The 13684-nt window shown below is 73.7% G+C and carries 7 protein-coding genes and 8 pseudogenes; 10 read left to right on the top strand and 5 right to left on the bottom strand.

Annotated features, from left to right (window positions below; translation table 11 throughout):
• Positions 1-1551: 1551 nt before the first annotated feature.
• The 4 genes and pseudogenes from UK94_RS09840 to UK94_RS09835 all read right to left on the bottom strand — a co-directional run.
• Positions 1552-2318: pseudogene (locus UK94_RS09840) on the bottom strand (mycofactocin-coupled SDR family oxidoreductase); the annotation flags it as partial.
• Position 2319: 1 nt separating this feature from the next.
• The coding region (locus UK94_RS73320; protein WP_268761286.1) for a hypothetical protein at positions 2320-2391 on the bottom strand (72 nt) is incomplete at its 3' end.
• Positions 2392-2512: 121 nt separating this feature from the next.
• Positions 2513-3212, bottom strand: a pseudogene (locus UK94_RS46120) (NADP-dependent isocitrate dehydrogenase); the annotation flags it as partial.
• A gap of 1 nt (position 3213) precedes the next feature.
• The coding region (locus UK94_RS09835) for an NADP-dependent isocitrate dehydrogenase (RefSeq protein ID WP_235487235.1) at positions 3214-4732 on the bottom strand (1519 nt) is incomplete at its 3' end.
• A 526-nt stretch (positions 4733-5258) separates the two neighbouring features.
• Here UK94_RS09835 and UK94_RS46115 point away from each other — a divergent pair.
• The 6 genes and pseudogenes from UK94_RS46115 to UK94_RS46095 form a co-directional block, all read left to right on the top strand.
• A pseudogene (locus UK94_RS46115) lies at positions 5259-5441 on the top strand (DUF6328 family protein); the annotation flags it as partial.
• A gap of 1 nt (position 5442) precedes the next feature.
• Positions 5443-5510 (top strand): annotated as a pseudogene (locus UK94_RS46110) (hypothetical protein); the annotation flags it as partial.
• A gap of 1 nt (position 5511) precedes the next feature.
• A partial coding sequence (locus tag UK94_RS46105; protein WP_235487234.1) for a DUF6328 family protein occupies positions 5512-5759 on the top strand: 248 nt, incomplete at its 5' end.
• Between the two features lie 21 nt (positions 5760-5780).
• Positions 5781-6050, top strand: coding sequence for a hypothetical protein (locus UK94_RS34335; protein ID WP_050997125.1), 270 nt, complete (start codon positions 5781-5783; stop codon positions 6048-6050).
• Positions 6051-6211: 161 nt separating this feature from the next.
• Positions 6212-6795 (top strand): annotated as a pseudogene (locus tag UK94_RS46100) (glutamate-cysteine ligase family protein); the annotation flags it as partial.
• Between the two features lies 1 nt (position 6796).
• Positions 6797-7363 (top strand): annotated as a pseudogene (locus UK94_RS46095) (carboxylate--amine ligase); the annotation flags it as partial.
• Between the two features lie 409 nt (positions 7364-7772).
• Here UK94_RS46095 and UK94_RS09815 read toward each other — a convergent pair.
• A partial coding sequence (locus tag UK94_RS09815; RefSeq protein WP_235487232.1) for a protein kinase occupies positions 7773-9750 on the bottom strand: 1978 nt, incomplete at its 3' end.
• Positions 9751-10174: 424 nt separating this feature from the next.
• Here UK94_RS09815 and UK94_RS46090 point away from each other — a divergent pair.
• From UK94_RS46090 to UK94_RS75940, 4 genes and pseudogenes are all read left to right on the top strand, one after another.
• A pseudogene (locus UK94_RS46090) lies at positions 10175-10441 on the top strand (flavin reductase family protein); the annotation flags it as partial.
• Position 10442: 1 nt separating this feature from the next.
• Positions 10443-10939: flavin reductase family protein (locus UK94_RS46085; RefSeq protein ID WP_235487230.1), on the top strand; the 497-nt coding region annotated here is incomplete at its 5' end.
• The gene (locus UK94_RS33665) at positions 10936-11109 is read left to right on the top strand and encodes a hypothetical protein (protein ID WP_011604438.1); all 174 of its coding nucleotides are present in this window, start codon (positions 10936-10938) and stop codon (positions 11107-11109) included. The genes UK94_RS46085 and UK94_RS33665, both read left to right, overlap by 4 nt.
• Before the next feature lie 1721 nt (positions 11110-12830).
• Positions 12831-13657: pseudogene (locus tag UK94_RS75940) on the top strand (DUF4397 domain-containing protein); the annotation flags it as partial.
• Positions 13658-13684 lie beyond the last annotated feature (27 nt).

Here is a 13684-nt window from a genome sequence, read left to right as displayed (position 1 = left end):
GATCGACATTCGATGGTTGAGGTAGAACCCCTCCTTCTTGGATAGACCATTCTTGTGGTCTTCTCCAAGGGCAGTCCACTCGTTCGACCGGAACACGCGCCCTTCCTTACTGCACCGCGCCAGCCCGGTCTCCGCTCTGGATCCGTACCCCCCGAATTTCAGCCGCCTCAGCCCGATCGCACCTCTCGGGCGTTCATCGCGAGCCACTGTTCCCCACGGGAGCGATAGACGGTCGGGGCGTATCTCTGCACGGGGCCGACAAGTCCGTAACTCAGGCGCCTCACGTCCGCCATGGTGATACTCGAACAACGGGGACCCCGCTCCCNCACCCAACCAGCATTCAGATCGATTGATTCCACCGAGCACCAGGAGTCGCGGCGGTGGGGCAGAACCTCGGGCCTCGAACCGTGGTCGGCCTCGGCATCATCTGACCGCCACCTCGCCGGACGGCAGCGCCAGCGGGCTGGCGACTATCGGTCTGCGCGGTGGCCGGCGGAGAGTCCTTGACGGCCCGGAAAGGGTGGAGTGAGAAGGTTCTTCCTATATCTCCGCAGAGGCGGCAGACCGGTGATCGGCTTAGAGGTGAGGCTGTGGTGGATGGGAGCGCGTCGCTGCTCGGACGGGACTCCGCGCTCGGACGGGACTCCGCGCTCGGACGGGACTCGCTGCTCGGATGGGGCGACGTCCAGGGGGTTCCGGTCGATCGGCTGTCGTACGGCGGCGCTGGCGCAGGAAGGGGAGCCCCCCAGCGGAAGCCGAGGTGGGTGAAGCTTCAGCTGCGGGCCGAACGGGTGACCAGGCGACGGGTGCGGCGGACCGTTGTCGCCGCCGCTGTCCTCACCGTCGGCCTGGCGGGCTGCGGAGGTTCGGTCGCTGGCGGGGAGCCGAGCGGGCGGCCTGCGGCCTCCCCCTCGGCGACGGCCTCCCCCTCGGCGTCGGTCGACCGCGTCGGGGNCGGGATGGGCGGCGCGGGAACCAGCGGTGCGGGAACGGCCGGTGCGGGGACGGCCGGAGTGGGGACGACCGGAGTGGGGACGACCGGTGCACGGCAGGGGGAGGCGGTGTCGGCCGCGGCGACCGGGCTCTCTGTCCCCGGCGCGGGCGGCGCGGCGCACGGCGCCCCTGCCGCCGGCAGCGCCGGAGCGGGCACAACGGCGCCGCGGGCCGCCGAGCCGGCGCGGATCCCGCCGTCTGCGGTCCCGGCCGGTCGGGGCGGCGCCGCGCCACCCGCGGCCGCCGGCACCGGCGGAGCTGGCACTGGCGGGGCTGGCGCCGGCTCGCCCCAGGGGATCAGTCGGACCTTCTACGGCGCCAACAGTCCGGGCGAGAACCTGCCCCAGCGCAAGGCGGGACCCAACGCCAACTCGGGGGGACCGGGGCTGGTGGTCACCTACCCGCCGGCGTCGCCGTTCGTGGTACCCCAGTGCCACAAGCCCGAGCGGTGCCGCGGCGACTCCGCGCAGCAGCCGACCCCTGCCCCGCCGTCGTCCACCGGCGCGTCCACCCACTGGACCCGCCCGCCGAGCGCGGACGGGCCCGGCTGGCGGCCGGCTAGGTGCGGTTGTGCGTGCCCTGGTCGATGGGCAGGGCGACGCCGGTGACGTAGCGGCCCTCGTCGCTGACCAGCCACAGCAGCGCGTTGGTCACGTCGATCGGTTCGATCCAGGGACGACCGAGCGGCGAGACCTTCGCCAGCGTCGCCTTGGTCTCCGCCAGGCCCGGGGCCTCGAGGTCGGGTCGGAAGAAGCGGTGCTGGGACCGGTTCTCGGTCACCATCGGCGTGCCCACGGTCCCGGGGCACAGGGCGTTCACGCGGATGTCATGGCGGGCCAGCTCGTTGGCGAGGGTCAGGGCCAGGCCCACGACGCCGTGCTTGCTCGCGTTGTAGGCGCCGAGGTGCGGGATCCCGGCCAGGCCCGCCCCCGAGCTCGTGAGCACGATGGCCCCGCCGCGGCCGGCGGCGATCATCGGCGGGACGACCGCGCGGATCGTGTTGAACACCCCGGTCAGGTTGACGGCGATCTGGTCGTCCCACTCCTGCGCCGTGATCTCCCAGAGCTTCGCCAGCCGGGGGGAGATCCCGGCGTTGGCCGACACGACGTCCAGCCCGCCGAGCTCGGCGACCCCGCGCGCCACCAGGTCCGCCACGGCGTCGAAGTCCCGGACGTCGGCCTTGTCCCACACCACCCGCCGGCCCGCGGCCTCGACCGCCGCCACCGTCTCGGCCAGATCGTCTCCGGTCCCCAGGGGGTAGTCGAGCGTCGGCAGGTCCTCGAGGACGTCGAGCAGGATCAGATCGGCGCCCTCCTGCGCGAGCCNCACGGCGTGGGATCGTCCCTGCCCGCGGGCCGCGCCCGTGACGAGCGCAACCTTGCCCTCAACCCGACCCATCGCCGCACTTCCTCCCGACGTGACCCATCCGTCAGAAATACCACGTCCCCCGCCCGCCGTGCTGCGAGACGGGTGGGGGACGTGCGCCGTTGCGGACGGCTGCGGCAGGGGTGGCCCAGGGTCAGCCGAGCAGCGCGAGGGCCTCGTTGAAGCTCTTCGAGGGGCGCATGATCTCGGTGGCCTTCACCGGGTCGGGCTGGTAGTAGCCGCCGATGTCGGCCGGGTTGCCCTGCACGGCGAGCAGCTCCTCGGCGATGGTCTGCTCCTGGTCGGTGAGGGTCTTCGCCAGGGGGGCGAAGGCCTCGGCCAGGGCGGCGTCGTCGGTCTGGGCGGCCAGCTCCTGCGCCCAGTACAGGGACAGGTAGAAGTGGCTGCCGCGGTTGTCGATGCCGCCGACGCGCCGCGCCGGGGACTTGTCCTCGTTGAGGAACGTGGCGGTCGCCCGGTCGAGGGTGTCGGCGAGGACCTTCGCCCGGGAGTTGCCGGTGGACAGGGCGAACTGCTCGAAGCTCACCGCGAGCGCGAGGAACTCACCGAGGCTGTCCCAGCGCAGGTAGTTCTCCTTGACGAGCTGCTGGACGTGCTTGGGCGCGGAGCCGCCGGCGCCGGTCTCGAACAGGCCGCCGCCGTTCATCAGCGGGACCACCGAGAGCATCTTGGCGCTCGTGCCGAGCTCCAGGATGGGGAACAGGTCGGTGAGGTAGTCGCGCAGCACGTTGCCGGTGACGGAGATGGTGTTCTCGCCGCGGCGGATCCGCTGCAGCGAGAACGCGATCGCGTCGACCGGCGCCTTGATCTCGATCGTGAGGCCGGCCGTGTCGNACTCGGGCAGGTAGGCCTGGACCTTCTCGATCAGGCGGGCGTCGTGGGCGCGGGCGGCGTCCAGCCAGAACACCGCCGGGTCGCCGGTGGCGCGGGCGCGGGTGACGGCGAGCTTCACCCAGTCCCGGATGGGGGCGTCCTTCGTCTGGCAGGCGCGGAAGATGTCGCCGGCGCTGACAGCCTGCTCCAGCACGGCCTCGCCGGCGGCGTTGACCACGCGGACGGTGCCGGTGGTGGCGATCTCGAAGGTCTTGTCGTGGCTGCCGTACTCCTCGGCCTTCTGCGCCATGAGGCCGACGTTGGGCACCGAGCCCATCGTCGCCGGGTCGTAGGCGCCGTGCGCGCGGCAGTCGTCGATGACGACCTGGTAGATGCCGGCGTAGCTGGAGTCCGGCAGCACGGCGAGGGTGTCGGCCTCGGCGCCGTCCGGGCCCCACATGTGGCCGGAGGTGCGGATCATCGCCGGCATGGAGGCGTCGACGATGATGTCGCTCGGTACGTGCAGGTTGGTGATGCCGCGGTCGGAGTCGACCATCGCCAGGGCCGGGCCCTCGGCGAGCTCGGCCTCGAACGACGCCCTGATCGCCGCGCCGTCGGGCAGCGCGTCGAGGCCCTTGAGGATGCCGCCGAGGCCGTCGTTCGGGGTCAGCCCGGCGGCCGCGAGTACCTGGCCGTAGGTGGCGAACGTCCTCGGGAAGAAGGCGCGGACCCCGTGGCCGAAGATGATCGGGTCGGAGACCTTCATCATCGTGGCCTTGAGGTGCAGGGAGAACAGCACTCCCTCGGCCTTCGCCCGGGCGATCTGCGCGGTGAGGAACTCGCGCAGCGCGGCGACCCGCAGGACGGCGGCGTCGATGACCTCGCCGGCGAGCACCGGCAGGGCGGGCAGCAGGACGCTGGTGCTGCCGTCGTCGCCCACCAGCTCGATCCGCAGGGTGTCGTCCGCGGGCAGGATCACGGACTTCTCGGTGGAGCGGAAGTCGTCGGCGCCCATGGTGGCGACGTTCGTCTTCGACTCGGCGCTCCACGCGCCCATCCGGTGCGGGTGCGCGCGGGCGTAGGCCTTCACCGAGGCGGGGGCGCGACGGTCGGAGTTGCCCTCGCGCAGCACCGGGTTGACGGCGCTGCCCTTGATCCTGTCGTAGCGGGCGCGGATGTCGCGCTCGGCGTCGGTACGCGGGTCGTCGGGGTAGTCCGGCAACGCGTAGCCCTGCTGCTGCAGCTCGGCGACCGCCGCCTTGAGCTGCGGGATCGACGCCGAGATGTTCGGCAGCTTGATGATGTTCGCCCCGGGGGTCTTCGCCAGCTCACCGAGCTCGGCGAGCGCGTCGTCGATGCGCTGCCCGGGTTCGAGATGCTCGGGGAAGCTGGCGATGATCCGCCCCGCGAGGGAGATGTCGCGGCTCTCCACCGGGACGCCGGCCGTCGCCGCGTACGCCTGCACCACCGGCAGGAACGAGTACGTGGCCAGGGCCGGGGCCTCGTCCGTGTGGGTATAGATGATCGTCGAATCAGTCACCGAGACTCCGCTTCACGTCTACTCCGTCTGGGTATCAAGATATGCCGCGCCGGGACCCGCCACCGTGATCACAGCGATGGGTGTGGGCGGGTGCTCGTCGACGAGCCGGCGCCGCTGTGGTCACGATCAGGGCCGTGGCCGGGCACGCCATGGCCGGCGCGCAGGTGGAGCGCGTCGATCGAGTTCGAACGCGGAATCGACACCGAGAGGGTCGGCGAGTCGCCGCCGGGATTCTACGGCACCCGGTTCGCGCGGGTGTGCTCCCGGACGGCCGGCCTGCGGCAACCTGGCCCCGGGTGGCCGCCTTCGTGGCGGTCCGGCCGGGCCGGTGCCACCCGTGGGTGCCCGTCGCGGGCAACGAGGCGAGCACGCGGGCTGCCGATTCTCGACCCCCCATCTGGTGTGACACAGTTCATCCGGAAAATCCGTGGACGGCCGCCTCGGGCAGGATCACGCGGCCGACCGGCCGGTTCGTGTGGGGCGGGGCCAACGGGGTAGATCGTCCGCCATGACCGCCAGCACCNACATCTCCGACCCGTCCGGCCCGGGCCGGCGCGCCGACCAGGAGGACCCGGAGTCCGCACAGGAGCGCCGCAACCGCAACTGGGCCGACATCCTGCAGGAGCTGCGGGTGGCCCAGACGGGCGTGCAGCTGCTGACCGCCTTCCTGCTGGCCTTGCCGTTCCAGAACCGCTTCGCCGACCTCACCNACGGTCAGGAGTGGCTCTACCTCGCGATCGTACTGCTGTCGATCACGGCCACCGGATTGTTGATCATGNCGGTGAGCCTGCACCGCGCCCTGTTCCGCCGGCGGGAGAAGGAGACGCTGGTCCAGATCGCCAACCGGCTCGCCCAGGTCGGGCTCGCCGTGCTGGCCCTGGCGATCTCCGGGGTGGTCCTGCTGATCTTCGACGTCACCAAGGGCCGGACCACGGCCGCGGTCGCCGCGAGCGCCACCCTGGTCGTCCTGGCGGTGCTGTGGGCGGCGATCCCGGCGTTGATCACCCGGTCGGGCACGGAGGACTGACGCACACGGAGGACTGAACCTATGCGCAAGGGCCTGATGACCCTCGCCCTCGCTGTCGCGCTCCTCACCGGGGGCGTGGTGGCCTGTCAGGATTCCGCCTGCGCGGCCGCTCCCGTCGTGCTCGCACGTGGCGGAGGCGGCGGCCACGGCGGCGGAGGGGGCGGCCACGGCGGAGGGGGCGGCGGGCACGGGGGCAGCGGCGGGCACGAAGGCAGCGGCGGGCACGGGGGCGGCGGCGGGCGGGCGGCGCCGCACGGGTCCGGCAGCGGTCACGACGACTGCGACGACTGACTCCGAGCAGGGCCGGCGATGGCGGCGGCGCGGGTGACGCCGAGCGGGCCGGTGGCGGCCTCGGCGGCGCGGGTGACGGCCCGGCGGCAGGCCGCCTGCCGCCTGCCGCCTGCCGCCTGCCGCCGGCGTTTTCGCAGGTATGGCCGGGGAAACAAGCAGCAATGACGACCGAGGGTGTACGGACGGTAGGAGTCGAGGAGGAGTTCGTCCTCGTCGACCCCGACCGGCACGCGGTGCGCGCCGCCGCCTCGCGGGTGCTGGCCCGGGGGGACCGCGACGGCGCCGGCGGGCCGCCGGGCGGCGCGGATCCCGACGGGGATCTCGACGGTGATCTCGACGTCGAGCTGACCCGCGAGCAGGTCGAGAGCGGCTCGGCCCCGCACACCAGCCTCGCCGGGCTGCGCGGATCGCTGGTGGGGCTGCGTCGCGCGGCGGCGCGGGCCGCCGAGGCGGCGGGGGTGGCCCTCGCCGCCACCGCGACCTGCCCCACGCCGACCCGGCCGACCATCACCCCGAAGCCGCGCTACGAGCGGATGCGCGGGGAGTTCGGGCTCACCGCCCGCGAGCAGCTCACCTGCGGCTGCCACGTGCACGTGGCGGTGCACTCCCGCCAGGAGGCCGTGGGCGCGCTCGACCGGCTGCGGCCATGGCTGTCCGTGCTGGTCGCGATGACCGCGAACTCGCCGTTCTGGCAGGGGGCGGACAGCGGCTACGCCAGCTACCGCACCCAGGTGTGGCAGCGTTGNCCCACCGCCGGCGCCACCGGCGCGTTCGGTTCACCGGCGGAGTACGACCGCGTCGTCGACCTGCTGATCCGCACCGGCGCCGCGATGGACGACGGAATGATCTACTTCGACGTCCGGCTGTCGCACCACTACCCGACCCTGGAGCTGCGGGTGGCCGACGTCTGCCTGTCCGTCGACGACAGCGTCCTGCTCGCCGCGCTGGCCCGGGCGCTGGTGGCGACGGCGGCGCGCCAGTGGGCGGCGGGCGAGCCGGTCCCGACCGTGCGCCCGGAGCTGCTGCGCGCCGCGGGCTGGCGGGCGTCGCGCCACGGGGTGTCCGGTGAGCTCGTCGACCTCGAACGCGGCGAGCTCGTCCCCGCCCGGGCGCTGGTCGACCGGTTCGTGGAGTGGGTGGGCCCGGAACTGTCGGCGACCGGCGACGGTGACGCGGTCGCCGCCCTCGTCGACAACCTGTTCGCCCGGGGCACCGGCGCGGACCGCCAGCGCGCCGCCTACGCCCGCCGCGGCCGCATCGACGACGTCGTCGACCTCGTGATCCGCGAGACCACCACCATGGCCTCCCCCTGACCCACGCGACGGCTCAGAACCCAGGGCTCGGGGCTCTGGGTCGTGCGTCCGCCTGTGATCTGGTTTATCCACGCCCAAGGACCCGGTAGCCCCCTCCCCCTGCGCGCCCCCGCCCCCGCCCCCCTACCGGTCACGGAACGTAGTCGTCGACGTGACCCGGACCCGCCCTCCGGGCAGAGTCCGAGCCCACGCGCGGAACGGTTCCGCGGAACCGCGTGATCATCGAGGTCGCGTGCCTCCGCACGCCACAGAGCGCATGTGGACGCGCGCTCCCGGGCTCGGGGAACGGTCAGGGCCCGGGTTCAGGGGCCGGGGCGGAACGAGGCGAAAATCGTACGCATCTGGCCGAGGGCGGCGTCCCAGCCCTGCTCGGGCACGCGCCAACGCAGCCCGTAGCCGTGCCCGTTGNGGACGACGCCGAAGTCGAGGACGTGGATGGTCTGCCCGCCGGAGGTGAACGTGAACTCCCAGATCGCGGCGCTGGTCCCGGCGCCGCCGTCCGCGGGCCGGATGGACAGGCGGCGGTAGCCGGCGGAGCTCCCGCGGACCGCGGGTTCCTGGTCGTGCCAGGCGCCGATGGCGGAGGGACCCGCCTTCGCCTGCACCTCGATGAGCAGGTCCGGGTAGCCGGACGGCGCGGTGGTGATCACCCGCCCGTTGCCGCGCTCGGAGGTCCGCCAGCCGGCGGGTAGCGCGGCCGACCATCCGCTGCTGTCCCGGTGGGTGGTGTACCCGTCGGGTGCCTCCGCGGGGTCGGTCGTGTCCGGGATGAGGGCGCCGAGGTTGTCGCCGGCCGACGACACGGCGGGCGAGGCGGTGGACGGCGCGGACGGCGTGCCCGCCGGCGTCGGGCCGGTTGCGGACGGCGACGTCGTCGGGGACGGCTTCGACCCTGCCGTGGCCGTCGCCGAGCTGCGCGGTGCAGGCGTCGGGGCGGCGGTGGCCGGCGATGTCGTGGCGGCAGCCACCGGGGATCCGGGTGAGCCACCGCCCGCGAGGACCAGGCCGAGCACGATCGCCACGGCGGCGATCACCACGGCCGCGACCCCGGCGAGCACCGCGATCCGCCGCCGACGCGCCGGCCCGTCCGGGTGGTCACGTGGCGCGGCCGGGTCCCGGCGCGGCGCAGCCCGGTCCCCGCCGGACGCGGCCGCATCGAGCCCGCCGGCGGCCCCGGACCCGGCCGCATCGACCCGGCCGCCGGCGCCGGACCCGGCTGCATCGAGCCCGCCGCCTTCGGAGGCGGCGGCCGGACCCGCCGCAGCGGCCTGGCCGGGCTCGCCCGCGGAGCCGGGCCGGGCAGCCCAGCTCGCCCCAGCGTCGAGACCAGCCGGCCCGACCGGGCCGGGCTGGTCGGCGCCGTCAGGCCGATCCGCGAGACCAGGCCGGCCGGTGGGGGCCGGTGTACCGGCTGCGGAGGGGGGCGCGGCCGGACTCACGTTCGACGCCGGCGGCGGGGCCGCGCCCCCCAGGCCGTTCGCGCCATCCGGGCCGTCCGGGCCAAGCTGCGGGATCTCCACGAGCGTGCCGTCGAGGGTGTGGTCGGTCTCCTCCAGCCGGTCGGCGATCTCGCGGAGCCGGCCACGGGCCTCGGCGAGCGACGGCCGCCGCGCCGGATCGGAGTCGAGCAGCTCGGTGAGGATCCCGCGCAGGGGGCCGCTGTGCTGGAACGGCCGACGCCGGTCCTCCACCACGGCCGCGAGGATGGCCAGGGGGCCCTCGCCCTGAAACGGCGGCACCCCCTCGACCGCCGTGAACAAGGTCGCGCCGAGCCCCCACACGTCCCCGGCGGCGCCGACGCGGGCGCCGCGGGCCCGCTCGGGGGCGATGTAGGCGGGCGAGCCGACGAGCGTCCCCGCCTCGGTCAGGGTCGCGTCCCCCTCGGTGACGGCGATGCCGAAGTCGGTGAGCCGCGCCTGCCCGTCGTTGGTGACCAGGACGTTGCCGGGCTTGACGTCGCGATGCACGACACCGCCGCGGTGGGCGGCCTCCAGGGCGTAGGCGAGGCTGACGCCGATGCGGGCCACCTCCAGCGCGGGCAGCCGCCCGGCGGCGCGGATGAGCTCGGCGAGCGAGGTGCCGTCGACGTACTCCATGACGATCCACGTGTGGTCGTCGGTGTCGAGGACGTCGTAGACCGTCACCAGGCCGGGGTGACGCAGCCGGGCCGCGGCGCGGGCCTCGCGCAGCACCCGTTCGCTGAGCACCGCCCGCTCGGCCGGGGACGCCACCGCCGGTCGCCGGACCTCCTTGATGGCCACCCGACGGCGCAGCAGGGTGTCCTCGCCCTCGCGGACGACGCCGCCGCCGCCGCTGCCGAGCACCCGCCCGAGCCGGTAGCGACCGGCGAGCCGACGTTCCTGGCCCGTGGCGCGATCGGTCGCCATCGCTCGCACAGCCCCCTGATCGTGAGGATTTCTCCGCTCTACCCATCCTCTGACGTGGAAACCGGAAAGATGGGGGAAATGGCGCGCAGAGTTCGCCCACAATCCCACAGCCCCGGTCAGGTCGGGCCCGGGCCGGCACCGCCGAGGCCAGGCGGCCACCGCCTTCGGCCCTGACGGGAGGCCCCCGTCGCGGCGCAAACCGTCCCGTCCGGCTGGGCGGGCCAGCGCACCGGGTGCCCATCGGTGCTGCGGCACGGGGCCCGGACGGAGCATGCCCGCACCCCACCGATCACGCACAGACACCGAGATGTCCGGTCGGCGGCGGCGATGACGGCGGGACGACGACCTGGTCGTGCGCTGGCACCGCGCTGGCGCGCCGTCCGGGCGTTGTACAGCGGCGCGCCCGTGCAGCAGGGTGGAGGCCATGCCGAAGCACGTGCCGCCGCGGCCCGCGCCGTCCCGCCCTGCGCCGCCCCGCCCTGCGCCGCCCCCGGCCTCCGCCGCCCTGGTCCCCGCCGCGGCGGATCAAGCTGCGGCGGATCAAGCTGCGGCGACCGCGTTGCGCCGCGCTTTCCGGCGTCACGCCGCCGGGGTGACGATCGTGACGATGAACGGCGCGCAGGGCCCGGTGGGGTTCACGGCGACGTCGGTGGCGTCGCTGTCGCAGAGCCCGCCGCTGGTGTCGCTGTCCNTGGCGGCGGGCTCGTCGATCGTCCCGGCACTGCACGCGGCGGACACCCTGGTCGTGCACCTGCTCGCGCACGACCAGCATGACCTGGCCGCCCGGTTCGCGGCGCCGGGCGCCGACCGGTTCGCCGCGCCGACACGATGGCGCCCGCTGGGCACCGGGGAACCGCTGCTGATCGACGCCGCGGTCTGGCTGCGCTGCCGGATCCGACAGCGGATCCCCGCGGGCGACCACTGGCTGGTGGTGGCCGAAGTGGTCGAGAGCCGGGCGGGGCGGTCCGTCGCGCCGCTGGTCTACCACGACGGCGGCTATGGCACGTTCGTCGGTGCCGCCGCCGGCGGCCGAGGAGACGGCGGCGGCGGGAGCGGCGGAGGGAGCGGCAGCGGCAGGAGCGTCGGCGGCCCGCCCGCCACGGACGACGGCGACCTGGGCATCCGCGCACGTCAGGCGGCTCGCCCGGTCCGGCCGGGTCGAACCACGTCCACAAAGGGCGGGCGATGACGGTTTGTCTCCCCGTCGACGGGCACACAACCGGCACGCACGAGGCACCGGACGCCGACGAGGAGGGATTCCCGATGAAGATCCTGGAACGCATCAGGGGCGACGTGCGACGGTTCCGGCTGCGGCGCCGGGAGCGGGCCGCGCATCCCGACCGCAACCCGCGGTACTGATCGCGCGGCACCACCAGCACGGCCCCGGGCGCGGGGTGGGAGGGCATCACCCCTCCCACCCCGCGCCCTTCGTCTCTCCGATGGCCGCCAGCTCGCCTTCATGATCTTTTCGAGGTCGCCGGCGATTCGTCAACAGCGTTGATTATCTTGTGGTTCCCGAGGTCCGATCCTTCCGGCCGCGCCGGTCCGGATCCGCCAGGGGTACCAGCCGGCGCTCCCCGAGGGCCGTGAGCGCGGCCAACGGGCGGGTGGCCAGCGTGAACAGGACGGCCAACGCCGGGCGGTGCTCGCGGACCAGCTCCGGGCCGATCCTGGCCATCACGGCGGTGAGCCCCGGCAGCGGGCGACCGAACAGGGTCACCTCGGCGATGCGGTCCTCGGCGTCGAGGCGGAGCAACTGCGCCTCCTCGAACTCCTGGCGTCCNCAGCGGCCACGGTAGAACAGCGCCCGCGTCCGGCCGTCTGGGTCGGTGACGACGGTGTGGTACTCGATCGCGTCGATGACGTCGAAGGCGGCGTGCAGCATCTCCTGCGCCCGCGCCCGCCCGCGGAAGCGGAACGCCGCGGTCAGCGGCGAGATGACGACGACGTCATCGGCCAGGCAGGCCGCCGCCGCGGCACTGTCGAGGGCCTCCCCTGCGCGCTGCCAGCGCTCGACGACGTCGACGGGCTCGAGGGGATCCGCGGGAGCGAAGGACATCCGGTGTCTCCTCTTCGCGCCGGCCGGCCGGCCCCGACCGTCCGTCGATGTGATCGCCGCCACGAAACGATACGCCGGGCGCCGACCCCACAGGACGCGGTCGAACGCCCACTCCCCCTGCTGCCGGGCCCGGTCGAACCGGCTCACCACGGCGAACTCCTCCGCGACGGCGCCGTGCTGCCCTGATCACCGTGCTGGCACGGAGGTTGACCGGCCGGCGGGTCCTTCTGCCCCACGCAGGGCGACCCACCCGTTCGGGGGCCCTCGGCAGGCCCGGCCGGGCACCACCGTCGGAAGCNCCGGCAGCCGTCCTCACCTGCCATCCCCTTTTCCCTGGCCGGCGGAGGGTGGCGCAAACGGGCTACACCCTTTCCGTGAGCTCTTTCCGGTAGCCACTTTCAATCTTCACCCCTAGGTCCATGGCGGACCAACAACCTGCGCACCGCGCACCGTGACGGGCCGAAATCCGAGAAACTCGTTGATTGAAGCCCGAAAGGGCTCCGTTCGACCCGTGCGGACGGCCCTTGACACGCCTTCACGCTGACGAAGGTTGCGCCACCAAGGGCGCGACTTCGATCGCAGTTCTGCCCGAGGGTCGCCCCGGACGTCCTTCGTATCGCTCCCCACCGCGGGGTACCCCGTTCGTCGGCGATCTCGCCTTACCCTCTCTGAACTGGTGTTTTGCCTCGGACGGCGGACGAAGTACGTGCCGTCGACCCCGTCCCGCACTCCGAGCGACGCCGTCTGCACGCGTGTGCATCTTCTCGAGTCGAAGCAGGCGGGGAGCCCAATCTTCGTCCCGANCCCACCGCGGTAAGGTGCAAATGCCCAGATTTCTGGATGACGTTGCCGGGAGCTCAAAGTAATGCAATGGATCACACGCTCTCATCTGAGAGCGGGCGCTCGAACGATCGGCGCCGTGGCGGCGACGGGATGTCTGACGTTGGGTCTGCCCGGCGTGGCGTCAGCGACCCCAACGCCGAACAAGGATGCCGGACTGGTGACGCTGGTTCAGGGGCTNCCGGATATGAAGGCGGACGTCACCATGGACGGGCAGACCCTCATCAAGGACCTCGTGGCCAAACAGGTGGCGGCGCCGACGCCGCTGGTCGCCGGGGACCATCGCGTCGAGATCCGGCCTGTCGGTCAGGCGGCGAGCGCGGCGACGCCGGTCGCGACCGACGTCGCCGTCCGCCCGGGCACCCGGCTCTCGGTCGCCGTGGGTCTCGACGCGGCGGGCAAGCCCCTTGCGCGGGTCTACGACGACAGCACCAGCAAGAACTGGCCGGCCAACACGTCGGCGATCGTCGTCCGCGACGTCGCGGCGCTGACGAGCGGCCAGATCAAGATCGACGGCAAGTACGTCGGCGACGTACCGAGCGCCGGTCAGGTCGTCCACCTCTTCCCTCCCGTCTCGCCCGAGGTCGCCGTCAACGGCGTCACCTGCCTCATCACCGGCAAGACCAAGGACGGCCTGCCCTGCGTCTACGTCGGTCCGCCCGTCGTCGGCGTACCGGGTGTCGGCACTCCGGGTGTCGGAGGCGTGGACGTGCCCTGCGTCACCACCGACAAGACGAAGGACGACCTCCCCTGCGTCGGCGGCGTGCCCGGAGCCGGGGGCGTGCCCGGAGCCGGGGGCGTGCCCGGAGCCGGCGGCGTGCCCGGAGTCGGCGGCGTGCCCGGAGTCGGCGGCGTGCCCTGCGTCACCGACAAGCCGGTCACCGACAAGCCCAACGGCATCCCCTGCGTGCCCGGTGTCGGCGGCGTTCCCGGCGGCGGCACGCCAGGCGGTGGCGTTCCCGGTGGCGGCGTTCCCGGTGGAGGCACCCCAGGCGGTGGCGTTCCCGGNGGCGGCGTTCCCGGTGGAGGCACCCC

This window comes from Frankia sp. AvcI1 (assembly GCF_001420875.1).
Taxonomy (GTDB): Bacteria; Actinomycetota; Actinomycetes; order Frankiales; family Frankiaceae; genus Frankia; species Frankia alni.
The sequence above is the reverse complement of the archived record's forward strand: the minus strand, read 5'-3'. Positions and strand labels throughout refer to the sequence as shown.

Bases quoted from the DNA above. Each gene is read 5' to 3' on its own strand.
- UK94_RS34335 (WP_050997125.1), top strand. From the start codon at position 5,781: ATGCGCAAGGGCCTGATGACCCTCGCCCTCGCTGTCGCGCTCCTCACC.
- UK94_RS33665 (WP_011604438.1), top strand. From the start codon at position 10,936: ATGACGGTTTGTCTCCCCGTCGACGGGCACACAACCGGCACGCACGAG.